Source organism: Agrobacterium albertimagni AOL15 (genome assembly GCF_000300855.1).
Lineage (GTDB): Bacteria > Pseudomonadota > Alphaproteobacteria > Rhizobiales > Rhizobiaceae > Allorhizobium > Allorhizobium albertimagni.
The window spans coordinates 1-22861 of sequence record NZ_ALJF01000022.1; the positions used below are offsets into that span (position 1 = coordinate 1).

Below are 22861 nucleotides of genomic sequence, written 5' to 3' on the forward strand. Positions count from 1 at the left end.
GCCGGCATACGAGATGATGAGACGAGGACCGCTCAAGCGTTCCGGGCTGGCGGTAAACTGATGCTGCAAGCCCTGCAAACCTATGTGCGTATCGTGGATGCTTTCAATCGCCGCGTTGGCCGGATCGTCATGTATGGCGTCTTCGTCATGATGGGCATCCTGCTCTATTCGTCCATCTCGAAAGGCCTGTTCCTGCCAGCGCACTGGACGCTGGAAATGGCGCAGTTCGTCATGGCCGGCTACTATCTGCTCGGCGGTGCCTATTCGCTGCAGCTCGACAGCCATGTGCGCATGGACCTGCTTTACGGCCGCTGGTCGCCGAAGACCAAGGCCGTCGTCGATGTGATCACGATCATGATGCTCTTCGTTTATCTCTTCTTCCTGCTCTGGGGCGGGGTGTCGAGCACCTCCTATGCGCTGCAATATGGTGAGACCAGCTATTCCTCCTGGTCGCCCTACATGGCACCCGTGAAGATCGTCATGGTCATCGGTATCTTCCTGACCTTCCTGCAGGCGACGTCGATCTTCATCAAGGACCTTGCCGTCGCGATGGGGAGGCCGATCGCATGAGCGGTTTTCTGAGCTATGAAATGATAGCGCTGCTCATGTTCTCGTCGATGATGATGTCGATGCTCACAGGGCAGCGCGTTTTTGCGACGATCGGGTTCGTCGGCGTCGTGGCGGCGGCCGTGCTCTGGGGCAATGGCGGCTTCGAGATGGGCTTCTCGGCCGGCATGAAGCTGATGAAGTGGTATCCGCTGCTGACGCTGCCGCTCTTCATCTACATGGGCTACATGCTGTCGGAATCCGGCATTGCGGAAGACCTCTACAAGGCCTTCCACGTGTGGTTCGGCGGCATGCCGGGGGGGCTTGCCGTCGGTACGATCGGGCTGATGGTGGTGATTTCGGCGATGAATGGCCTGTCCGTAGCCGGTATGGCCATCGGGGCCTCGATCGCGCTGCCGGAACTTTTGCGCCGTGGCTACGACAAGATCATGGTCTCCGGCGTCATCCAGGCCGGCAGTTCGCTCGGGATCCTGATCCCGCCGAGCGTGGTGCTGGTGCTTTACGGCATGATCGCGCGCCAGCCGGTGAGCCAGCTCTGGCTAGCGGGTGTCTTCCCGGGGCTGATGCTTGCGACGATGTTCTGCCTCTACATCATCATCCGCTGCCGGCTCAATCCGGCTCTCGGTCCAGCCCTTCCAAAGGAAGAGCGCGACATGCCGATGGTCGAAAAGCTGAAGCTGCTCAGAGCCGGCATTCTGCCGTTTCTCATCTTCTTCCTGATGATGGGCCTCTTCCTGATGGGCATCACCAGCCTCGTGGAGAGCTCGGCGGTCGGTGCGCTCGGCGCCCTGTTTGCAGCCTGGTACAAGGGACGCCTTTCCAAGGCAGTCTGGAACCGGGTGCTCGAGCAGACGCTTGGCATTTCCTGCATGTTTATGTGGATCATCCTCGCCGCGCTCTGCTTCGGCGCCGTCTTCGATGGGCTGGGAGCCGTCAGGGCAATCGAGACTTTGCTGGTGCGTGATATCGGTCTCACGCCATGGCAGATCCTGATCATCATGCAGCTGTCCTTCCTGGTGATGGGGGCGTTTCTCGACGACACGGCGATGCTCGTCATCGTCGCACCGCTCTACATTCCGCTCGTCGGCAAGCTCGATCTCGGTGTCGATAACGCGCTCATCTGGTACGGCGTGCTCTACACGATCACCTGCCAGATCGCCTACATGACCCCGCCTTTCGGCTACAATCTCTTCCTGATGAAGGCGATGGCGCCACCCGACATCCGGCTCATCGATATCTACCGATCGGTCCTACCGTTCGTCCTGATCATGATGCTCGGCATGGTGATCATCATGATCTTCCCGCAGATCGCGACATGGCTGCCGAGCCAGATCTACCTCAGAGGTTAGCGTTCGAATGACAAGAGGCCCGGCAAACGGGCCCGGCACCAGGACTACCCGCCGGACCTCAGGTCCTGCGGGCTTCAAAAGAAACGAAGAACAGAGGGAAACAACATGACCAACAGCAGACGTTCATTCCTGAAGACGGCCGCCATGGCGACCCCTGCCGTTCTGGCAGCCCCTTACGTCAAGGCGCAGAACGCCAAGATCACCTGGCGCCTGCAGACCTATGCCGGTGCGGCACTCGCCGAATTCGTCATCCGGCCTGCGGTCGACGCCTTCAACAAGGCGGCCAACGGGGAAATGGAGATACAGCTGTTCACGGCAGACCAGCTCGTGCCCACAGGCGAGCTCTTCCGCGCCATGCAGGCCGGCACGATCGACGCCGTCCAGTCGGACGACGACTCGATGAACTCGCCTGTTGATATCAAGGTCTTCGGTGGCTACTTCCCGTTCGCCTCGCGCTACAGCCTTGATGTGCCGACGCTGTTTTACGAATACGGCCTCGCCGAAATCTGGGATCAGGCCTATTCGGAAGTGGGCGTGAAGTGGCTCTCCGCCGGCGCCTGGGACCCGTGCAACTTCGCCACCAACAAGCCGATCACCAAACTCGATGACCTGAAGGGCCTGCGCGTCTTCACTTTCCCGACGGCCGGTCAGTTCCTGTCGCAATTCGGCGTCGTGCCTGTCACCATTCCGTTCGAAGATGTGCCGGTTGCCATGCAGACGGGTGAAATCGACGCGATCGCCTGGTCCGGCATCACCGAAGTCTTCACCTCGGGCTGGGTCGATGTCACCAAGTACTTCCTGACCAACAATGTGTCGGGCGGCTGGTGCGGTTCGTTCTTCGCCAATGCCGATCGCTGGAACGAGGTCCCGCCACACCTGCAGACCCTGTGGCAGATGTGCATGGATTCCTCGCACTACAAGCGTCTGCACTGGTACTGGGGTGGCGAAGCCCGCCTTCGTGCCGAGGGTGGCCGCCTGGAACTCACCAGCATCCCGGATGCCGAATGGAAGTCGGTCGAAGATGCGGCCCTCGTCTTCTGGGACGAAGTCGCCAAGCAGACCGAGCGCACCGGCAAGGTCGTGGAGATCCTCAAGAAGTACAATTCCGACATGGAAAAAGCCGGCAAGCCCTATCGCTACGGCTGATCACACGACATGGCGATCCGGCTTCTGCCGGGTCGCCTTCACAAAACAAGACGGCATGAGCCAATCGCTGCCCTGGGAACACCGAGATGACCACTTACACATTCGAAGAGTTGAAAAAAGACGTCGCAGAAGGGCGCATCGACACGGTTCTGGCGTGTCAGGTGGACATGCAGGGCCGATTGATGGGCAAGCGGTTCCAGGCGGAGTTCTTCGTCGAGAGCGCTTACAAGGAAACCCATAGCTGCAACTACCTGCTCGCCACCGACATGGAGATGGAAACCGTCTCCGGCTACAAGGCGACAAGCTGGGAGAAGGGCTACGGCGACTATACGATGAAGCCCGATCTTTCGACGCTTCGCCGGATCCCCTGGCTCGAAGGCACGGCGCTGGTTCTCTGCGACATGCTCGACCATGCCACCCATGCCGAAGTGCCGCATTCGCCGCGCGCAATCCTGAAGAAGCAGGTCGCCCGGCTTGAAGCCATGGGCATGAAGGCCTTTATGGCGACCGAACTCGAATTCTTCCTCTTCGCTCAGACCTATGACGACGCGCGGCTTTCCGGCTATCGCGACCTGAAGACGGTCTCGGGCTACAACGAGGATTATCATATCTTCCAGACGACCAAGGAAGAGGACGTGATGCGGGCGATCCGAAAGGGTCTGCAGGGAGCCGGCATTCCGGTCGAGAATTCCAAGGGCGAGGCCTCCGCCGGCCAGGAAGAGATCAATGTCCGTTATGCCGACGTGCTCACCATGGCCGACCGGCACGTGATCATCAAGAATGGCTGCAAGGAGATCGCCTGGTCAAAGGGCAAGGCCATCACCTTCCTCGCCAAGTGGCATTACAATGCCGCCGGCTCCTCGTCGCATATCCATCAGTCTCTCTGGTCGGCCGATGGCAAGACGCCGCTGTTCTTCGACAAGGACGGTGAATACGGCATGTCGGAGACGATGAAGCACTACATGGCCGGGCTTCTAGCCCATGCCAGCGACTTCACCTACTTCCTCGCTCCCTACATCAACTCTTACAAGCGCTTTGTCGCCGGCACATTTGCGCCGACCAAGGCGATCTGGTCGAAGGACAACCGCACCGCCGGCTACCGTTTGTGCGGCGAGGCGAGCAAGGGCATCCGCGTCGAATGCCGCGTGGGTGGTTCCGATCTCAACCCGTATCTCGCCATGGCAGCACTGCTCGCGGCCGGGATCGACGGCATCGAGAAGAAGATGGCGCTGGAGCCGGAATTCTCGGGCGATGCTTACGGCGCAAAGGAGGCTCGCGAGATTCCTCGTACTTTGCGGGCGGCTGCGGAAACGCTTCGCGGATCGCAGATGCTGCGGGCTGCTTTCGGCGATGACGTCGTCGATCACTATGTTCGTGCTGCGGAGTGGGAGCAGGAAGAATATGATCGTCGGATCACGGACTGGGAGGTTGCGCGCGGCTTCGAACGGGCGTGACCAAAGGCGGCCTTGAGCCCGCCACCATCCCCGGCGTAAGGGTGGAAACAAGGACAGCGGCTGCGGCCGCTGTCATCTCGTTCTAGAACAACAGGAAGACGATCATGACCATGATCCAATGCATTTCGCCGATCGACGGATCGGTTTACGCGGAACGTCCGGCCATGTCGCTGGAAGCGGCGACCGAGGCTGTGGCCCGCGCCCGTAAGGCGCAGAAGGCCTGGGCGCGCCGACCGCTGGAAGACCGCGTGCAGCTGGTTCTGAAGGGCGTTGCCCGTCTCAACGAGATGGCCGATGAAGTGGTGCCGGAACTCGCCCATATGATGGGCCGTCCGGTGCGCTACGGCGGTGAATACAAGGGCTTCAATGAGCGCTCGAACTATGTAGCAGCCATCGCTGCCGACTCTCTTGCGCCGCTGGTCGTGGAAGCCAGCGACACGTTCGAGCGCCGGATCGAGCGCGAGCCGCATGGCGTCGTCTTCGTCATCGCGCCTTGGAACTATCCCTACATGACCGCGATCAACACGATCGCGCCGGCGCTGATGGCGGGCAACACCGTCGTCATCAAGCATGCTACCCAGACGCTTCTCGTCGGCGAGCGCATGGTGCGCGCTTTCGTCGAGGCGGGCGTTCCCGATGATGTCTTCATCAATCTCTTCCTCGACCATGCCACGACGTCCGCCCTGATCGCGGCCGGTAATTTCAACTTCATCAACTTCACCGGGTCGGTCGAAGGCGGGCGTTCGATCGAGCGTGCCGCTGCCGGCACTTTTGCCGGTCTCGGGCTCGAGCTCGGCGGCAAGGATCCCGGCTACGTCATGGAAGACGCCGACCTGGAGGCTGCCGTCGATACGCTGATGGATGGCGCGACCTATAATTCCGGCCAGTGCTGCTGCGGTATCGAGCGCATCTATGTGCATGAAAGCCTCTACGATGCCTTCGTCGACAAGTCGGTTGCCTGGGTGTCGAACTACAAGCTCGGCAATCCGCTCGATCCGGACACGACGCTCGGGCCCATGGCCAATAAGCGCTTCGCCAAGGTGGTGCGCGAGCAGATCGCCGATGCCGTCTCGAAGGGCGCGAAGGCACTTGTCGATCCGAAGCTCTTCCCGGCCGATGACGGCGGTGCCTATATCATGCCGCAGATCCTGGTGAACGTCGATCACTCCATGGCCTTCATGAAGGACGAAACCTTTGGCCCGGCTGTCGGCATCATGAAGGTCAAGGGCGACGGCGAGGCGCTCGAACTGATGAACGACAGCCCCTATGGCCTCACCGCGTCGCTCTGGACGCAGGATCCCGAGCGCGCCGCGCGCATTGGCCGCGACATCGAAACGGGTACTGTGTTCATGAATCGTGCCGACTATCTCGACCCGGCGCTCTGCTGGACCGGCGTCAAGGAAACCGGCAAGGGCGGCTCGCTCTCCGTGCTCGGCTTCCAGAACCTCACCCGTCCGAAATCCTATCACTTGAAGAAAGTCACGAAATGAACATCGTCGCCAATTGGAGCTATCCAACCGCCATCAAGATGGGACGTGGCCGCATCAAGGAACTGGCGGACGCTTGCAAGTCGCTCGGCATGAAGAAGCCGCTCTTGATCACCGACCGGGGGCTTGCCCCGATGGCGATCACCCAGACGGCACTTGAGGTGCTGGAAGAGGCCGGTCTCGGTCGCGCGCTCTTTGCCGATGTCGATCCGAACCCGAATGAGAAGAACCTCGAAGCCGGCATCAAGGCCTACAAGGATGGCGGCCACGACGGCGTTGTCGCCTTCGGTGGCGGCTCGGGCCTCGATCTCGGCAAGTGCGTCGCCTTCATGGCTGGCCAGACCCGGCCGGTCTGGGATTTCGAGGATATCGGCGACTGGTGGACACGCGCCAATTCCGACGCGATCGCGCCGATCGTTGCCGTGCCGACAACGGCTGGCACCGGTTCGGAAGTCGGCCGCGCCTCCGTCATCACGAACTCCGAGACGCATGTGAAGAAGATCATCTTCCATCCGAAGTTCCTGCCCGGTGTCGTCATCTGCGATCCGGAGCTGACCGTCGGCATGCCGAAAATGATTACGGCCGGTACCGGCATGGATGCCTTTGCGCACTGCCTGGAAGCCTATTCCTCGCCCTTCTACCATCCGATGAGCCAGGGCATCGCGCTTGAGGGCATGCGGCTGGTCAAGGAATTTCTGCCGCGCGCCTATCACGACGGCACGGACATTGAGGCGCGCACCAACATGATGTCGGCGGCTGCCATGGGCGCCGTTGCCTTCCAGAAGGGGCTCGGCGCCATCCACGCGCTGTCGCATCCGATCGGCGCCGTCTACAACACCCATCACGGGATGACGAACGCCGTTGTCATGCCGCCGGTGCTGAAGTTCAACCGTCACGTGATCGAGGACCGTATCGAGCGGGCGGCGGCCTATCTCGGCATCGCCGGCGGCTTCGACGGCTTCTATGACTATGTGCTCGCTCTTCGCGCCGAGCTCAACGTGCCGGCCGATCTGACGGCCATGGGCATCGCCAATGACCGGATCGACGAGCTCTCGGCCATGGCAATCGAGGATCCGAGCGCCGGCGGCAATCCGGTCAAGATGACGCTGGAGAATACCAAGCAGCTCTTCGCCGACTGCTTCTGAGATATTCGGTCAGTAACTGCATGGCTCCGGCACGGCGTGCCGGGGCCATTTTTCATGAGATGCAATGACGTCCGCCGCCCGCGCCTTTCAAAGGGTGTCGGTAATCGGGCCAGAACAGCGCGGGCCCGGATGCTGCCTTTGGATGGCAATTCCCGGTAGGCCAAGTGCTTTCCTGCTCATTCCTATCTGCGAATATGCTATGTTTTTCCATCGCTTCTCCCCAATATGGGGGAGGGGTGGCAGGTGGATGTTTCCTTTTTGTTAACCATGTTTCAGCCATGATGGCTGCATGGGGCACCGATGACGCAGGTAGCCCAAGAGCGATGAGCCGCTCGGATCCGACCTCCCAAGGAAACAGCATGCCAGTCATTTCTTTCGCCAATGCCAAGGGTGGTGCCGGCAAGACCACCGCAGCCCTCCTGCTTGCCACCGAACTGGCCCATCAGGGATACCGCGTCGCCATCCTTGATGCCGATCCGCAGCGCTGGATCACCCAGTGGCACGAGATCTCGGGTCCGCAGCGCAATATCGAAGTGATCTCCGAGGTGACGGTCGCTTCCGTCCAGGGACATATCCGCGAGCTGTCGCGCAGCAACGACTACATCATCATGGATCTGGCCGGTGCGCGCGACGCCATGGTCACGACCGCGATCGGCCTCTCCGACCATGTGATGATCCCGGTCCAGGGTTGCGCCATGGATGCCAAGGGTGGCGCCCAGATCCTCGACCTGATCAAGCTGATGGAAGATGCGGGCAACCTCGTCATTCCGCATTCGGTCGTTCTCACACGTGTCACCTCCATGGTGACGACGCGCGCGCTTCTGACCATCAAGGGGCTGCTGGCTGCCCGCGGCGTCAATGTCATCAACACGCCGATTGCCGAGCGCAGTGCATATCGCGAGATCTTCGACTGTGGTGGCACGCTGTATTCGATGGATACGGCGAAGATCAGCAATCTCGACAAGGCTCAGGACAATGCCAAGGCCTTCGCCACCGAGGTCATGCGCCTGCTGCCGGTCAAGGTGATCCGCTCCAGCGAGCCGCGCCGCCTCTTCCGTCTGGTGCGATCAGCCGCCTGAAACTTGGAACCCAGGAAATTACGACCCGCGTTTGGCGAGCCAAGCGCGGGTTAGTTCTATGTCACCACCTTCAGGATCAAGTCCGTGGCCGCATGCCAGCTCGTGCCACTCGGCTTCAGCATTCGCGGCCATCAGCAGATTGACGAGACCGGCCGCGTCCGATCGCTTGCGCCTTTCATCATTTCTCGCTGACACGATCAGCACTGGCGTCCCGGTCAGGTCAGGAAAGCAGTTTTCGGCGAAAGGAATTTGTGGGCGAAGCAAGATGGCACCTGCCGCTGGAGCGGGGTGCCTTGCCATCAGTGCCGCTGCTGTTATCGCGCCGCTCGAGAAGCCGATCAGCAGTGCCGGTTGCCCATGCCTCTGCGCTACCTCGAACAGCAGGCGTGACAGTTCTTCTGTCCGCGCTTTGAGGTTCTCCTCGATGGAGCCGTCCTTACGCCTTCTAAAGAAGGTAAAGGAGGGGCCGGAGGGCTCGCGGCCCCGCGGGATATACTGGGGTCGGAGAGACGCCACTTCTCTCGCAAAGTCTGCCAGCGAGAGTTCGTTGTTGTTGCTGCCGTGCAGAAACACCAGCGGCTGGAGTGGGCTCCCGACCTTACGGTAGACTGTGCAGAAGCCCGCAATTTCGCGAGCGCCTTCGCCGTTACTCCACAAATTCCACCGTTACGCCCGGCTTCACCATCTTGGCCAGTTCCGTGGCGTCCCAGTTGGTCAGGCGAATACAGCCATGGCTCTGGGTGCGGCCGATCTTGGAAGGCTCGGGCGTGCCGTGAATGCCGTAAGTGGGCTTGGAGAGCGCCAGCCAGACCGTTCCGACAGGGCCGTTCGGCCCCGGCGGAATCTGCAGGACCTGGGTGTTGTTGCCCTGCTGGAAATTGATCTTCGGATTGTAGGTGTAGCCCGGATTGAGAGCGATTCTTTCGATCGTGACCGTGCCGGACGGGGAAGGGGTGTCTGCGGAGCCGATGCTGGCCGGGTAGGCGGCAATGAGGCCACCATCTTCGCCATAGGCAAAGACCTGCTTCAGACCCTTGTTGGCGACGATGCGTGTGACGTTGCCCTTCTTGTACGGGCCCGGCTCGACCACCTTGATCGTCGTGCCCGGGATCGAAAAATCGACGCCGGGGTTGAGTTCGCGCAGATAGCCCTCGTCCATGTGGAAGCGCTCGGCGAGCATCTCGGCCGTCGAGGTGTAGGACAGGGCCGGAAGCTGTGCCTTGTGGGCGTAATCGTCGGGGATCGACGCAACGAACGGGCCGGCGGCATCGCCGGCGGTGATCGTATAGCTCTTGATCGCGAGGCCGCCGGAGAGGCGCAGGCGCTCCAGGATGTCATCGGCGTTGTTCGGGTCGAGTGTCTCGCCGGTCATCTGCTCCCAGGCGACGATCGCCTTGTTGACGTTCTGGCCCATCTTGCCGTCGATGACGCCGGGCGAAATGCCTTCGCGGTCGAGGAACACCTGCAGGGCGGTGATCTCAAGGCGGGAGAGATTGCTTTTGACCGGGATTTCCGGCGTCACCGTGCGGGCCGGGGCTGTGTCGGCGGGGGCGGGAAGGTCCGGGCCGCCATACGGCATGTCCTGAGGCAGGCCGTCGAGCGGCAGACTGTCACGCGGATCGACATCAGGAATAGACGCGGTTGTCACGTCGTCATCCCAACCCCGCGGCGCAGGCGCCGGCTCGGAATAGGGATCGTAAACGCCGGGCAGGCCGCGGTTTCCACCCCGCTGGCGCGGAGGGTAATAGCTTTCCGCCGGGATCTCGGTTGCGACGAGATTGCCCCTGCGGTCGATCAGCACCGTTCGGCCCATCCGGTCGCGGCTGATCATGACTTCGCCGACTTCCGGGACATAGTCTAGGATATCGCCTTCCGGCGAGACGAGCACCATCTGGGTGTGGCGATCGTCATACACCGATTGTGCCGATGCAGTGCTCACCGAGGTGAGGGAGGCGGCGGCCAAAACCGCAAGTATCAAGCTAGATTTCCTGAAGTCGAACACGATGCGGATTCCTCGTCTGAGCCGGCGACAAACGCGATAAATTTGACACTAATGTGGAAAAGGTGAATTCATAATGAATTTAGAGTTAACTCGCTGTGGGGGCGGAAGAGATAACCGGGCTGGATGCAGGGTCGCAGTGCCGGGTTGAGGGGGGATAATGCAGGATAGACTGAGGATGGAGGCATTCATGCCCTTCCGGCTTTTACGCGTGGCCGAAAGCGTTGACCACGGCTTCACGCAGTTCTGCGGCCCGGAAGACGAGCTGTCCTGGTCCGAATGGCAGGTTCTCTGGTCGTTGGGCGAACACACGCCGACGACAGCGAAAGCCATTTCTTCGCATTCGGGTCTGTCCAAGACGAAAATCAGCCGTGCCGTGAAGGTGCTGGAGGACAAGGGTTATCTCATTCGCAAGAAGGATCGATCGGATCGGCGCTTTGAACTTCTGTCTCTAACGCATAAGGGGCAGCACAGGTTCGAGCGCCTTGCCGACGAGGCGGGTGCCTTCCAGCGGTGGCTTGAGCGCAGCGTCAACATCGCCTATCTCTCCTCGCTCGATAGCGGGCTCGTGGGCTTGGAGGATCTCATTTCCACCGGTCACCTCAGGGCTCCGCAGCGGCAGGCCGAGGAACCTCTTGCATGATCACTTTTTCCGGTCTCAGGGGACCGCGTCTGGCGCTCGACGAAAGCTCGGTATTCGATATCGGCTCCTGCGTTGTCGATGGCGTCGATCTGTCACCCGGCCGGGCGATCCCCGATGACGGCGATCCGCGAATCGATCATTCCCTGGAAGGATTCCTGTTCACCTGCGGTCCCGACCATATCCGTCATCGCGAGCCGATCGTGGGTACGGACCGGCACTATCCCCTGCATGGCTCATTCTCCGCCAGCCCGGCGCATTCGATCGAGATGACGGTCGAGGGGGAGGATCTCGTGGCGCGGGCCGTGGTCGATGTGACACTCGCGGCCGGTGGCCATGCGCAGTTGCGGCGGCAGTGGCGCCTGAAGGCCGAGAGCGGCGAGGTGCAGCTTTCCGATACCGTCGTGAACGTCGGCGAAACCGCCTTTCCGACCTTTCTGATGTATCACTTGAATTTGGGCGCCAAGCACTTCGACGACGAAACGCTGCTCGAAGGGGCGATGCTCGACGGCGGCGGTTTTCCCTGGGCCTTCGGCGAAGCGGACGGCGGCATCTTCTGCGTGCCCGCAGGCCATGGCGGCTGGGCGGAACTGCGTCTGGGGCCGATCGCGGCGATCGGCGGCAAGCGGCTGAAGGTCCGTTTCCGAACCGATACGCTGCCGCATCTGCAGATGTGGCGAAACCAGAAAGCGCCTGCGCATGTGCTCGGCATCGAGCCCGTGTCGCATCGCTGGGTCGGGCGTGCCGAGCTCGAGGCAGCCGGCGAATTCACCATCCTGCAACCGGGCGAAAGCCGCGACTACGGGCTTGCATTTTCCTTCGTCTGACGATCGATCGGTGATCCCCCGCGATTGACGCTCAGGGATGCCCGTCGTAGATGTTTGGCCCCAAGGAAACTGACGAGGAGCCCCGATGAACATCCGTGAGATCAACGAGGAATATTCGGTCAGCGGCCAGATCACAGTCGACGAGGTCGACGAGATCAAGGCGCTCGGCTTCAAGTCCATCGTCTGCCATCGCCCCGATGGCGAGGAGTTCGGCCAGCCGGAATTCGCGGCGGTTGCCAAACGCGCCGAAGAACTGGGCCTCAAGATCAAGCATGTGCCGGTCGGACCGATGGGCGTCACGCCGGCCGCGGTCGCCGACATGGTCGATGCGCTGGAAGAGTTCGAGCGCCCGATGCTCGGCTACTGCCGTTCCGGCGCCCGCTCGACGGCGACCTACGAACACGCACAGCGCCAGCGCGGCTGATTTCCCATTTCCGATTTTGCGGCCGGACCATCTCGTTCCGGCCGTCTGTCTTCGTTCACCAGTCTCAAGCAGGAGTATCCCCATGAGCATCAAGCGTATCGAGCCCGGCAAGCGCATGAGCGGCGCCGTCGTCCACGGCAACACCGTCTACCTCGCAGGCCAGGTTGGCGAAGGCTCGACCGTGACCGAGCAGTCGAAGTCGGCACTCGCCGAAGTCGACCGCCTGCTGGCTGCCGCCGGTTCGGACAAGTCGAAGATCCTGCAGACGATCATCTACCTCTCGGACATGTCGACCTTCGGCGAAATGAACGCCGTCTGGGAAGCCTGGATCGACCCGGCCAACCCGCCGGCCCGCGCAACAAGCGGTGCGCCGCTTGCGACGCCGGACTATCTGGTCGAATTCATCGTCACGGCTGCTGTCTGATCTTTCAGGGCAATGTCTGGAATGCAAAAGGCCGGGAGCGATCCCGGCCTTTTTGTTGTTTTCTCAAGCGCTTGCTCAGGGTTCACGGTTTCGCGGTCGTGCCGGACTTGCGTCGCCAGCCAAGAAGCCAGCGATACAGGCGTCCGTCTATCGAGAGCAGTCCAAGCGCTATGAGGACCATGCCGGCAAAATGGTTGGATGCCAGTATTTCGCCGAGGAACAGATAGCCAAGCAGGATAGCGCTGACCGGGATCAGCAACGTAACAAGGGAGCTGTTGATCGCGCCGCCGACCGAGAGGATGTGGAAGAACAGGATATAGGCGAGCGCCGTGGAGAGCAGCCCTAGGCCAAGAAGTGCTGCGATGGTGGTTACTCCCGGCATTGTCAGATGCCAGGGCATGTCGATCAGCGTAACTACGGGTATCATCAGCAGCGTTGTCGCCAACACCTGGCCGAATGCACTGGTGGCCGGCGAGATGCCCATGCGCCGGAACCGCCGCCCGAAGACACCCGCGAAGCCATAGGACAGGGCCGCACCGAGGCAGGCGAGGACGGGCATAAGCGGAATGCCCTCGGTCTTTACGCCGTTTCCGGCCATCAGTACCGCCACACCCGAAAATCCAAGCGCGATGCCCACGAGCTTGTTGCGAGTCATGCCTTCGTCTGCTGTCAGAAAATGCGCGACGAGGATTGAGAAGATCGGCGTGGTCGCGTTGAGGATCGAGGCCAGACCGCTGGCAATCTGGGTCTGCCCCCAGGATAGAAGCGTGAAGGGAATGAGGTTGTTGAGGAGCCCCATGCCGAAGAAGGCAGTCCAGGTGGCCGCGTCTGTGGGGATGGGCTGGCGGCGGATGCGCAAATAGACAAGCAGAGCCAATGTCGCGATCGCCACGCGGGCCAGGACCACCGTGAGCGGCGGAAGCTCAGAGAGAGCGACTTTGGAAAAGAAGAAGGAGCCGCCCCACAGAACGGACAGTGCCAAGAGTAGAGCCCAGCCGGTGAGGCTCATGGATTGGTTCTGCTGCATCCGAAAGGTTCCGTCGTAGATCGGTTGGCCATGTGTGGCCCGCCGAGCCGTGGTTTGCTCGCCGGATTCGGACTCTGTCCTTTTGACGCTCCGAACGCTGGTGTAATCTCGCATCATGAGCTTGGATATCCACCAATGTGAGCAGGCATGGCTTGCGCGTGATCCGCAGTTTGACGGCCGATTCTTCATTGGCGTTCGAACAACCGGGATCTATTGCCGTTGCGTCTGCCCGGTGCGCCAGCCTTATCGCTGCAATATCGAATTCCTGCCGAGTGCGGCGGCGGCCGAACTGGCCGGCTATCGCCCGTGCCTACGCTGTCGGCCGGAAACGGCGCCTTTCAGTCCGGCCTGGAAGGGCAGTGCGGCAATCGTAGAGCGAGCAGCAAGACTGATCCGCGACGAAGGGGCACTCGATGCGCCGGATGCGACCGTCGAGGCGCTTGCGGCCCGCGTCGGCGTCGGCGGGCGGCATCTCTCGCGGCTGTTTCAGAAGCATCTCGGCGCAAGCCCGCTGCAGGTGGCGAAAACGGCGCGGGTTCAGCGCGCCAAGCGCTTGCTGACCGGAACGGATCTGGCGATCACCGAGATTGCGCTGCAGGCGGGTTTTGGAAGCGTCAGGCGGTTCAATGCCGTTTTTCAGGAGGTTTACAAACGACCACCGACGGCGATCAAACGGAGTTCGTCGACACGGCCATCGTGATTGCCCCTTGTTGCGCGGAGACCTCTGCGCAAACACAAAAATGGCCGGCTATGAACCGGCCATTCTGTTCCGATTCAATCGGCTGTCAGGCTTTGTTTCGAATTTGAGTCAGCGTCCTTGTCGGGGTGATCGCTTCCGGATCGAGCTTGATCTCGATGATCGCAGGCTTGCCGGAAGCGCGGGCGCGCAGGAAGGCGGGGGCGAAATCCTCCGTCTTCTCGACGGTTTCGCCGTGGCCGCCATAGGCCTTGGCGAGTGCGGCGAAATCGGGGTTCGTCAGATCGGTGGCACTGACGCGACCCGGATATTCGCGCTCCTGATGCATGCGGATCGTGCCATACATGCTGTTGTTGATGACAAGCGTGATGATCGGCAGATTGTAGCGGATGGCGGTTGCGAATTCCTGGCCATGCATCATGAAACAGCCGTCGCCGGCAAAGCAGATGACCTCACGTTTGGGGAAGAGTTGCTTGGCGGCGACTGCTGCCGGAAGACCATAACCCATGGAGCCGGAGGTTGGAGCAGCCTGGGTGTTGAAGGCCTGGAAACGGTGGAAGCGATGCAGCCAGGTGGCGTAATTACCCGCACCATTGGTGAAGATGGCGTCCTTCGGCGTATTGGCCTCGATCCATTCCATGATCGGGCCCATCTGCACAGTACCAGGGCAGGCCTTCGGCGGCGTCGACCAGGCGAGATAGGCGGCGTGCATGGTCTCGGTGCGTCCAGCCCAGGCCGGGGCGGCAGGTGCATCGAGCGATGCGAGTGCTGCCACGAATTCCTCAGGGGCGGCGCAGATTGCGAGATCGGCGCGGTAGACGCGGCCGAGTTCGGACGGGTCTGGGTGGATGTGGACCAGTTTTTGCGCCGGGTAGGGGATGTCCATCAGGGTGTAGGAAGAGGACGGCATTTCCGAGAAGCGGCCGCCGAGCAGGATCAGGAGATCGGCTTCCTTCACTTCCTTGGCGAGCGCCGGGTTGATGCCGATGCCGACATCGCCGGCGTAAGACGGATGCAAGTGATCGAAGAGCATCTGGCGGCGGAAGGAGCAGCCGACCGGCAGCTTGAACTTTGCGGCAAAAGCCTGGATGCCGGCGACCGAGGTTTCGCTCCAGCGGGTGCCTCCGAGAACCACCATCGGGCGCTTGGCGGTTTTTAGCAATTCGCCGAGGGCGGCGATCTGAGAGGGGCCAGGATGGGCCTCGACGGAGGTGTAGGGTTTCGCTTCCGGCGCTTCGACTTCGTCGAGCAGCATGTCTTCCGGCAGCGTCAGCACGACCGGGCCGGGGCGGCCCGAGGTGGCGACGGCAAAGGCGCGGGTGATGAATTCCGGGATGCGGCGGGCGTCGTCGATCTCGCCAACCCATTTGGCGAATTCGGTGAAGGCGCGGCGGTATTCGACTTCCTGGAAAGCTTCGCGCTCCTTCATGTCGCGGCCGATCTGGCCGATGAAGAGGATCATCGGGATCGAATCCTGCTTTGCCACATGCAGGCCGGCAGAGGCGTTCGTCGCGCCCGGACCACGGGTCACCATGCAGATGCCGGGTTTGCCGGTGAGGCGGCCCCAGGTGTCGGCCATCATCGCGGCGCCGCCTTCCTGGCGGCAGACCAACGTCTCGATGCCGCTGTCTTTGAGCGCGTCGAGCACGGCGAGATAGCTTTCGCCGGGAACGCAGGACACGCGCTCGACGCCGTTGGCCTTCAAGGCTTCGACAACAAGGGCTCCGCCGGTTCTCTTCATTTCGTCTTCCTTTCCAGCTCGGCCAGTTCGGCCAGAATGTCTTCGCCATGCTCGCCGATACGCGGGCTCGGGCGCTCGTAGCGCAGGGGGGTCTCGGAGAGCACGATCGGCGTGCGCACGCTCGGGATCACGGTGCCCTTGTCGTCGGTCAGGTCAATCTTCAACCCGCGGGCCTGAACCTGGGGGTCGGCGAACATTTCCTCGATCGAATTGATCGGCCCGGCTGGCACGGCATTGGCTTCGCAGGCGGACAGCAGATCGCGCTTTTGCCACTTCGCCGTTTCGGTCGTGACGATGCGGCGGACCTCGAGCTTGTTGGCGACGCGGGCCTTGTTGGTCGCGAAGCGCTCATCCTCGGCGACCGAGGCTATGCCCAGGATCGTGCAGAGGCGCTTGAACTGGCCGTCATTGCCGACGGCGAGGATCAGATGGCCGTCGGCGGTTGGCACCACTTCATAGGGGCTGATGTTCGGATGGGCATTGCCGAGCCGGGTCGGCGGTTTGCCCGAGATCAGGTAGTTCATGTTCTGGTTGGCCAGCACTGCCGACATGACGTCAAGCAGGGCCATGTCGACGAACTGGCCCTGGCCGGTGCGCATCACATGAATGAGGGCGGCCTGGATGGCGGTGACTGCATAGATGCCCGTGAAGATGTCGGCAATCGCCACGCCCGCCTTCATCGGCTCGCCGGTCGTCTCACCGGTGATCGACATGAAGCCGGACATGCCCTGGACGATATAGTCGTAGCCGGCAAAATCCGCATACGGGCCGTTCTGGCCGAAGCCGGTGATCGAGCAGTAGACGAGCTTCGGGTTGATCGCCTTCAGGCTCTCGTAATCGAGGCCGTATTTTTCGAGACCGCCGCGCTTGAAGTTCTCGATCACCACGTCGGCCGTGGCGCAGAGGCGGCGCACCGTTTCCTGTCCCTCCGCCGTCTTCAGGTCGACTGCTATCGAGCGTTTGTTCCGGTTGGTGGAGTGGTAATAGGCGGCCGAGAGGTTTTCGCCATCGGCCCCCTCGACGAAGGGCGGTCCCCAGGCGCGGGTGTCGTCGCCACCTTCGGGGTTTTCCACCTTGATCACATCGGCGCCGAGATCGGCCAGCATCTGGCCCGCCCAGGGGCCTGCGAGTACGCGGGCCAATTCGATCACACGGATGCCGGTGAGCGGGGCAGGGGATGGTGGCTTGGACGTCATTGGGCGATCCTGTGCGGCGTCGTCAGATCAGGCGATCCGACATTAATGGATCTCCTGCCATGACAAGAACTGCTATCGACAGAGCTATATCGCCCCATTTTGCCATTCGCACCTGATATTCTCTCATGGCATCATTCCGTTTCGGCAAGATCTGGCCAAATCAGGGGCCGAGATTGGCGAGCCAAGCGAGGAAATCGGCAATCGGTCTTTCGCGACCGATCTCGTTCAGCGTCTCATGGCGCATGCCGTCATAGACCGTGGTTTCGACATCCGTCATGCCGACATCGAGCATGCGCTGGCCGAGCCAGCGGATCTCGCGGCCCATGTTGGTCGCGGGGTCTTCGGCGCCGCCGACCAGATAGACGGGGAGGCGTTGCGGCAGGCGCTCGAGACGTTCGGGGGCGGGGCCTGCGAACGTCAGGCGAAAGATATCGCGCCACATCGCGACGCTGGCATCGAAGCCGCAAAGCGGATCGGCGATATAGGCGTCGACCTCGCGCGCGTCATGCGACAGCCAGTCGAAGGCGGTGCGGTGGCCCTTGATGGCGCGGCCCCAGGCGGCGAAGGTGGCCTTCGGCAGGATGAGGGAGGGGACGTCCGAGCCCTTCAGCATCTGTTCGAGAGAAAGCACGCCCTGGGCAAAGCGTCCGGCAAGGCCGGGATTGAAGTTGGAATTCCAGATCGTCAGGGCGTGGAAGGCTTGTGGGTGCTCCGTCGCGACGTTGAGCGCGATCAGGCCGCCCATGGAGTGACCGAAGAGGATGACCGGAAGCCCGGGATGGGTTTCGACGGCAAGCTCGCGCATGGCCATGACGTCGGCGATGACCTTTGCGACGCCGTCGCGGCGCGCGAACAATCCGAGTTGGGCGTCGGGTGCCGTCGTCTCGCCGTGTCCCCGGTGATCATGGGCAAAGACGTGGTAGCCGTGGGCGGCGAGAGCCGAGGCAAACCCCTCGTAGCGCCGCGAATGTTCTGCCAGGCCGTGGCAGATGAGGACGATGCCGCGCGGCTCGGTCGTCGATGGCTGGTGGTGATAGGCCAGCCGCGCGCCGGATGGTGATTGGTGAAAGGCAAGATCTGAAAACATTTGGTTCCCCCGATGGCGCGATAGGAGGTCATTTCTCTGCCATGCGCAATAGCGTCAATGGCTTGACCCCTGATGCGCGAACAAGCCGGCGAAGAACGAACCCGGTCGGCGAGGCGGAGATGCGGAACGATCTGAAGCTTGCGAGAACTGCTGTATTTCTCGGCAGTTTTTTGTGCGCCGCATTGCCCCAAGGACGCAATTCGCCTACATAGCGGGCCAATTCCCATTCCCGCCGGAGCAAGACCCCATGGCACGCCAGTTCATCTATCACATGTCGGGACTTAGCAAGTCCTACGGCGCAAAGAAGATTCTCGAGAACATTCATCTCTCGTTCTATCCCGATGCCAAGATCGGTATCCTCGGTCCGAACGGTGCGGGTAAGTCGACCGTGCTGCGCATCATCGCCGGTCAGGACAAGGAATACACGGGTGAAGCCTGGCTCGCCGAAGGCGCGACCGTCGGTTACCTCGAGCAGGAGCCGCATCTCGATCCGGCGAAGAATGCCTTCGAGAATGTCATGGAAGGCGTGGCCGACAAGCAGGCCGTGCTCGATCGCTACAACGAGCTGATGATGAACTATTCCGACGAGACGGCGGAAGAGGGCTCCAAGCTTCAGGACATCATCGACAGCCAGAACCTCTGGGACCTCGAACAGCAGGTCGAGATGGCGATGGAAGCGCTGCGCTGCCCGCCGAAGGATGCAGACGTCACGCTTCTTTCGGGTGGTGAGCGTCGTCGTATCGCGCTTTGCCGTCTGCTGCTGTCGCAGCCGGACCTGCTTTTGCTCGACGAACCGACCAACCACTTGGACGCCGAGACGATCGCCTGGCTCGAAAAGCACCTGCGCGACTATCCGGGCGCCGTGATGATGATCACCCACGATCGCTACTTCCTCGACAACGTCACCGGCTGGATCCTCGAACTCGACCGCGGTCGTGGCATTCCCTACGAAGGCAACTACTCCGCTTATCTGCAGGCGAAAGCCAAGCGCATGCAGCAGGAAGCGCGTGAAGATGCCGGTCGCCAGAAGGCGATCTCTCGCGAACAGGAATGGATTGCATCCAGCCCCAAGGCCCGTCAGGCCAAGTCCAAGGCCCGTATCAAGGCCTATGAGCAGCTGGTCGATGCCGCCGAAGGCATTCGTCCCGGCGATGCGCAGATCATCATTCCGGTCTCCGAGCGCCTCGGCAATGTCGTCATCGAGCTCGACGGCATCACCAAGGGCTTCGAGGGCCGCACGCTGATCAACGATCTCTCGATCAAGCTGCCGCCTGGCGGCATCGTCGGTATTATCGGTCCGAACGGTGCCGGCAAGTCGACGCTGTTCAAGATGATCACCGGTCAGGAAAAGCCGGATGCGGGTTCGATCCGCATCGGTGACACCGTGCATCTCGGCTATGTCGACCAGAGCCGCGACTCGCTCGATCCCAACAAGACGGTATGGGAAGAGATCTCTGGCGGTGCCGAAATCATCAAGCTCGGCAAGTTCGACATGAACTCCCGCGCCTATTGCGGCGCCTTCAACTTCAAGGGTGGCGACCAGCAGCAGAAGGTCGGCAATCTCTCGGGCGGTCAGCGCAACCGCGTTCACTTGGCCAAGATGCTGAAGGCCGGCGGCAACGTTCTTCTGCTCGACGAACCGACCAACGACCTTGATACGGAAACGCTCGGTGCTCTTGAAACGGCGCTCGAAAACTTCGCCGGTTGCGCGATCATCATCTCTCACGATCGCATGTTCCTCGACCGTCTCGCGACCCATATCCTGGCGTTCGAAGGTGACGGCCATGTCGAGTGGTTCGAAGGCAACTTCGAAGACTACGAACAGGACAAGATCCGTCGTCTCGGCCCCGATGCGCTGAACCCGGGCAGCCAGGCCTACAAGCGCCTGACGCGCTAAACCCGAACGGGTTATCTGGTTAACTTCGAAGCATGATCAAAGTGGCTCGCAATGTGTGCGAGCCACTTTGCGTTTGAGATACTCGAAACGCCTTGCGTCAATATATCTGCTTATTGCTATAAACTGACTGTAAACAGTTTGTGTGTCATACCAATTGCGAGGGGCTGCGCATCAGGCGCAGTGGGAATTGGCAGAAGACGACATCAGGTCCGCCTTCTCTGTCTGGAGGGAATTGACAGGTGTCTATCCTGGGAAGAATTTCATTTCAAAAAGCACTGACCCTGATTGCGTTGGTGCCGTTGCTTGCCGTCACCGGTCTTGGTGGCGCGGCGGGCTATAACAGCTATCTGGAGTATCAGAAGCTCACACGCGCCGCAGCACTCGCGGAGCTCGCCTATCAAGGCGGCGAGCTGATGATGATCATGCCGCTGGAGACGGCGCCCAACCGTCTGGAGATCCGCAAACAATCGGATGCGATCTACCAGGCCATGATCGATCAGATGACTGAGCTCGATCGCATGGGATATGGCGATCCGATCACCGTGCAGCTTCGGAGCAATCTGGAGAAGATGTATGCCCGGATGCCGGAGTATCGCCAGAAAATCGATGCCGGCGACAAGGACCCGATCCTGCCGCTGCGCTACGCCCAGCCGGTCGCTGCAGCCGGCCTTGACCTGACGCTCAGAACGGCAAGCCTCACCGAGGACCTGACGCTCTCGTCCGACATCCGTGCCCATCATGCGCTGATGAAGGTCAACGAAGCCTATCTCGGTCTCAATCGCATGGGCCAGTTCTACATCGAGAACGGTGCTTTCGGCAAAGCCGAGCTTGTCCGGTTCAGCGCTCTGCAGAGCCAGTTGCGGACCTTTGACGGTCCGTTCCGTGAGCTTGCACGGCCGGATGTGATCAGCCGTTTCTATTCCTTCTTCGATACGGCAGAGGGCAAGCAGATCAGCGAAACGCTCCAGGCCATGGAGAGCCTCGAGGACTACACGGGGCCGCGAGATGCAAAGCCATTCACCGACAGTATGGCGAAGCGCCGCGACTTTGCGGCCGCGATCATCCGCGACAACGCTACGGCGTTCCTGGATTCGATCAATGAGCGTCTGGCAGATGCGCGCTTCGGCATGATTTCCGCGATCGTCGCTCTTTCCGGCTTTATCCTGCTGGTCGTGGCCTTCAGTGTCTCCATCACCCGCACGCTATCCCGCTCCATCGGGCGGGTCAGCGGCTCGATGATCGGACTGGCCAATGGCGATACGCTACAGTCCATCCCGTTCACTGAGCGCACCGATGAGATCGGGGCCATGGCTCGCTCCGTCGAGGTCTTCCGCGAAGCTGCCATTCGCAATGCCGAACTGGAAGCCGAAGCGTCGGAAAGTCGGGTTCGCACCGAGCGCGAGCGTGCCGAGATGCAGGCGCGCGCGGAAGCGGATGCCGAGGAGCGACTGACCAAAGCAACGGGCACGCTGGCCGCAGGGCTCAAGCGACTTGCTTCGGGCGATCTGCTTTGCGAGATCGAGGAGGAGTTCGCTCCGCAGTTCGAAGCGCTCCGCCACGACTTCAACACTTCGGTGCAGCAGCTGCGTGGCGTGCTGGTTTCGGTCGGCCGTTCGGCTCATGCCGTCAGCGGCGGCTCGGGCGAAATCTCGCATGCATCCGACGATCTGGCCAAGCGCACCGAACAGCAGGCGGCCTCGCTCGAGGAGACCGCAGCGGCGCTCGAAGAGATCACCTCCAACGTGACGGCCACGTCGCGCCGCACCGGCGAGGCGCGCGACATCGTGCGCAATACCCGCAGCCGCGCGGAACAGTCCGGTGTGGTGGTCGGCAATGCCGTGACTGCCATGGAGCGGATCGAACATGCTTCCAAGCAGATCAGCCAGATCATCGGCGTGATCGACGAGATCGCCTTCCAGACAAACCTCTTGGCGCTCAATGCCGGCGTCGAGGCCGCACGTGCGGGTGAGGCGGGCAAGGGCTTTGCGGTTGTCGCGCAGGAGGTTCGCGAGCTCGCACAACGCTCGGCGAATGCGGCGAAGGAAATCAAGGCGCTGATCGGCAATTCCGAAGTCGCTGTCAGCGAAGGCGTGAAACTGGTCAACGAGACCGGCGACGGCCTGACAGCGATCGCGGGTCTGGTGCAGGCGATCAACGAGCATATGGACGCCATCGCCTCTGCCGCGCAGGAACAGTCGGTCGGTCTCGGTGAGGTCAACCAGGCCGTCAACCACATGGACCAGGCGACCCAGAAGAACGCGGCCATGGTGGAGGAGATGAACGCGGCATCCGCGGGTCTTGCACAGGAGGCCGCGAGCCTTGCGGAACTGTTGCAGCGTTTCCGGACGGGGCAGGGCAGCACCAGTGCCTCGGCTGGCCAGGCTTCGCGTCAGACCCGTTCGGCGGCTCCACCATCGCCGTCACCAGCACGCGCAGCTGTACCGGCAACGCAGCAAGCTGCTCCGCGTCGCATGACGCCGGCTGTGTCAGGAAATACCGCGCTCGCAAGCGAGAGTTGGGAAGAGTTCTGAGGCTTCAGCCCATCGCTGAACGACTGTCTCACTGAGACGCTGACGGCCGCCTGAAGAGGCGGCCGTTTTGCATTTCGACCTCAAGCAGGCATTGGTCGCGGATTAAGGCTTGCATCACACCAAAAACGGACATAAAGATATCTT

General features: G+C 61.5%; 20 protein-coding genes. 14 read left to right on the top strand and 6 right to left on the bottom strand.

The genetic code is table 11. From position 1 onward, the window contains the following. The 7 genes from QWE_RS21740 to QWE_RS21770 all read left to right on the top strand — a co-directional run. Nucleotides 1-570, top strand: a 570-nt coding sequence (locus QWE_RS21740) for a TRAP transporter small permease subunit (RefSeq protein ID WP_006728335.1), incomplete at its 5' end; no start/stop codon positions are given. A gap of 8 nt (nucleotides 571-578) precedes the next feature. After that, the gene (locus QWE_RS21745) at nucleotides 579-1916 is read left to right on the top strand and encodes a TRAP transporter large permease (protein WP_040300870.1); all 1338 of its coding nucleotides are present in this window, start codon (nucleotides 579-581) and stop codon (nucleotides 1914-1916) included. Between the two features lie 105 nt (nucleotides 1917-2021). Beyond that, nucleotides 2022-3062: a TRAP transporter substrate-binding protein gene (locus tag QWE_RS21750; RefSeq protein WP_006728337.1), complete on the top strand. Its 1041-nt coding sequence runs from the start codon at nucleotides 2022-2024 to the stop codon at nucleotides 3060-3062. A gap of 86 nt (nucleotides 3063-3148) precedes the next feature. Next, complete coding sequence (locus tag QWE_RS21755; RefSeq protein ID WP_006728338.1) at nucleotides 3149-4516, top strand: glutamine synthetase family protein; 1368 nt, start codon at nucleotides 3149-3151, stop codon at nucleotides 4514-4516. A 104-nt stretch (nucleotides 4517-4620) separates the two neighbouring features. After that, on the top strand, nucleotides 4621-6006 hold the full coding sequence (locus QWE_RS21760; RefSeq protein WP_006728339.1) for an aldehyde dehydrogenase family protein: 1386 nt from the start codon (nucleotides 4621-4623) through the stop codon (nucleotides 6004-6006). Continuing rightward, the gene (locus tag QWE_RS21765; RefSeq protein WP_006728340.1) at nucleotides 6003-7148 is read left to right on the top strand and encodes an iron-containing alcohol dehydrogenase; all 1146 of its coding nucleotides are present in this window, start codon (nucleotides 6003-6005) and stop codon (nucleotides 7146-7148) included. Before QWE_RS21760 ends, QWE_RS21765 begins: the two co-directional genes overlap by 4 nt. A 359-nt stretch (nucleotides 7149-7507) precedes the next feature. Beyond that, on the top strand, nucleotides 7508-8227 hold the full coding sequence (locus QWE_RS21770; protein ID WP_006728341.1) for a ParA family protein: 720 nt from the start codon (nucleotides 7508-7510) through the stop codon (nucleotides 8225-8227). An 18-nt stretch (nucleotides 8228-8245) separates the two neighbouring features. On the opposite strand, the gene QWE_RS21775 is transcribed toward QWE_RS21770, so the two are convergent. Then, on the bottom strand, nucleotides 8246-8800 hold the full coding sequence (locus tag QWE_RS21775) for an alpha/beta hydrolase (protein ID WP_157790749.1): 555 nt from the start codon (nucleotides 8798-8800) through the stop codon (nucleotides 8246-8248). A gap of 73 nt (nucleotides 8801-8873) precedes the next feature. Continuing rightward, complete coding sequence (locus tag QWE_RS21780; RefSeq protein ID WP_040300869.1) at nucleotides 8874-10229, bottom strand: L,D-transpeptidase; 1356 nt, start codon at nucleotides 10227-10229, stop codon at nucleotides 8874-8876. A gap of 187 nt (nucleotides 10230-10416) precedes the next feature. Between QWE_RS21780 and QWE_RS21785 the strand changes: the two genes are divergently transcribed. The 4 genes from QWE_RS21785 (at nucleotide 10417) to QWE_RS21800 (ending at nucleotide 12541) form a co-directional block, all read left to right on the top strand. Then, complete coding sequence (locus tag QWE_RS21785) at nucleotides 10417-10869, top strand: MarR family winged helix-turn-helix transcriptional regulator (protein ID WP_240532599.1); 453 nt, start codon at nucleotides 10417-10419, stop codon at nucleotides 10867-10869. Then, nucleotides 10866-11693 carry a DUF4432 family protein gene (locus QWE_RS21790; RefSeq protein WP_006728345.1) on the top strand — a complete coding sequence of 276 codons (828 nt, stop codon included), beginning with the start codon at nucleotides 10866-10868 and terminating at the stop codon, nucleotides 11691-11693. Before QWE_RS21785 ends, QWE_RS21790 begins: the two co-directional genes overlap by 4 nt. Before the next feature lie 85 nt (nucleotides 11694-11778). Then, entirely contained in the window at nucleotides 11779-12117 is a 339-nt protein-coding gene (locus QWE_RS21795; RefSeq protein WP_006728346.1) for a protein tyrosine phosphatase family protein, read from the top strand. Between the two features lie 82 nt (nucleotides 12118-12199). Next, nucleotides 12200-12541 carry a RidA family protein gene (locus QWE_RS21800; protein WP_006728347.1) on the top strand — a complete coding sequence of 114 codons (342 nt, stop codon included), beginning with the start codon at nucleotides 12200-12202 and terminating at the stop codon, nucleotides 12539-12541. 82 nt (nucleotides 12542-12623) lie between these two features. Here the strand turns inward: QWE_RS21800 and QWE_RS21805 are convergent, their stop codons facing one another. After that, nucleotides 12624-13568, bottom strand: coding sequence for a DMT family transporter (locus tag QWE_RS21805; RefSeq protein WP_006728348.1), 945 nt, complete (start codon nucleotides 13566-13568; stop codon nucleotides 12624-12626). 115 nt (nucleotides 13569-13683) lie between these two features. Between QWE_RS21805 and QWE_RS21810 the strand changes: the two genes are divergently transcribed. Beyond that, on the top strand, nucleotides 13684-14268 hold the full coding sequence (locus tag QWE_RS21810; protein WP_006728349.1) for a bifunctional transcriptional activator/DNA repair enzyme AdaA: 585 nt from the start codon (nucleotides 13684-13686) through the stop codon (nucleotides 14266-14268). An 85-nt stretch (nucleotides 14269-14353) separates the two neighbouring features. Here the strand turns inward: QWE_RS21810 and QWE_RS21815 are convergent, their stop codons facing one another. From QWE_RS21815 to QWE_RS21825, 3 genes are all read right to left on the bottom strand, one after another. Next, entirely contained in the window at nucleotides 14354-16006 is a 1653-nt protein-coding gene (locus QWE_RS21815; protein ID WP_006728350.1) for a thiamine pyrophosphate-binding protein, read from the bottom strand. Further along, a complete protein-coding gene (caiB, locus tag QWE_RS21820; RefSeq protein WP_006728351.1) occupies nucleotides 16003-17202 on the bottom strand; it encodes a succinate--glutarate CoA-transferase in 1200 nt (399 codons plus the stop codon). The genes QWE_RS21815 and caiB overlap by 4 nt, the downstream gene beginning before the upstream one ends. Nucleotides 17203-17362: 160 nt before the next feature. Beyond that, a complete protein-coding gene (locus tag QWE_RS21825; RefSeq protein WP_006728352.1) occupies nucleotides 17363-18289 on the bottom strand; it encodes an alpha/beta hydrolase in 927 nt (308 codons plus the stop codon). A 247-nt stretch (nucleotides 18290-18536) separates the two neighbouring features. Here QWE_RS21825 and ettA point away from each other — a divergent pair, with 247 nt between their 5' ends. Continuing rightward, the gene (ettA, locus tag QWE_RS21830) at nucleotides 18537-20186 is read left to right on the top strand and encodes an energy-dependent translational throttle protein EttA (RefSeq protein WP_006728353.1); all 1650 of its coding nucleotides are present in this window, start codon (nucleotides 18537-18539) and stop codon (nucleotides 20184-20186) included. Between the two features lie 290 nt (nucleotides 20187-20476). Further along, nucleotides 20477-22717, top strand: a complete 2241-nt coding sequence (locus QWE_RS21835; protein ID WP_006728354.1) for a methyl-accepting chemotaxis protein — start codon at nucleotides 20477-20479, stop codon at nucleotides 22715-22717. Nucleotides 22718-22861 lie beyond the last annotated feature (144 nt).

What these genes read in the sequence shown, in the direction of transcription:
- QWE_RS21750 (WP_006728337.1), top strand. Translation starts at nt 2,022, where the DNA reads ATGACCAACAGCAGACGTTCATTCCTGAAGACGGCCGCCATGGCGACC.
- QWE_RS21755 (WP_006728338.1), top strand. Translation starts at nt 3,149, where the DNA reads ATGACCACTTACACATTCGAAGAGTTGAAAAAAGACGTCGCAGAAGGG.
- QWE_RS21760 (WP_006728339.1), top strand. Translation starts at nt 4,621, where the DNA reads ATGACCATGATCCAATGCATTTCGCCGATCGACGGATCGGTTTACGCG.
- QWE_RS21765 (WP_006728340.1), top strand. Translation starts at nt 6,003, where the DNA reads ATGAACATCGTCGCCAATTGGAGCTATCCAACCGCCATCAAGATGGGA.
- QWE_RS21770 (WP_006728341.1), top strand. Translation starts at nt 7,508, where the DNA reads ATGCCAGTCATTTCTTTCGCCAATGCCAAGGGTGGTGCCGGCAAGACC.
- QWE_RS21785 (WP_240532599.1), top strand. Translation starts at nt 10,417, where the DNA reads ATGCCCTTCCGGCTTTTACGCGTGGCCGAAAGCGTTGACCACGGCTTC.
- QWE_RS21790 (WP_006728345.1), top strand. Translation starts at nt 10,866, where the DNA reads ATGATCACTTTTTCCGGTCTCAGGGGACCGCGTCTGGCGCTCGACGAA.
- QWE_RS21795 (WP_006728346.1), top strand. Translation starts at nt 11,779, where the DNA reads ATGAACATCCGTGAGATCAACGAGGAATATTCGGTCAGCGGCCAGATC.
- QWE_RS21800 (WP_006728347.1), top strand. Translation starts at nt 12,200, where the DNA reads ATGAGCATCAAGCGTATCGAGCCCGGCAAGCGCATGAGCGGCGCCGTC.
- QWE_RS21805 (WP_006728348.1), bottom strand. Translation starts at nt 13,568, where the DNA reads ATGCAGCAGAACCAATCCATGAGCCTCACCGGCTGGGCTCTACTCTTG.
- QWE_RS21810 (WP_006728349.1), top strand. Translation starts at nt 13,684, where the DNA reads ATGAGCTTGGATATCCACCAATGTGAGCAGGCATGGCTTGCGCGTGAT.
- QWE_RS21815 (WP_006728350.1), bottom strand. Translation starts at nt 16,006, where the DNA reads ATGAAGAGAACCGGCGGAGCCCTTGTTGTCGAAGCCTTGAAGGCCAAC.
- caiB (WP_006728351.1), bottom strand. Translation starts at nt 17,202, where the DNA reads ATGACGTCCAAGCCACCATCCCCTGCCCCGCTCACCGGCATCCGTGTG.
- QWE_RS21825 (WP_006728352.1), bottom strand. Translation starts at nt 18,289, where the DNA reads ATGTTTTCAGATCTTGCCTTTCACCAATCACCATCCGGCGCGCGGCTG.
- ettA (WP_006728353.1), top strand. Translation starts at nt 18,537, where the DNA reads ATGGCACGCCAGTTCATCTATCACATGTCGGGACTTAGCAAGTCCTAC.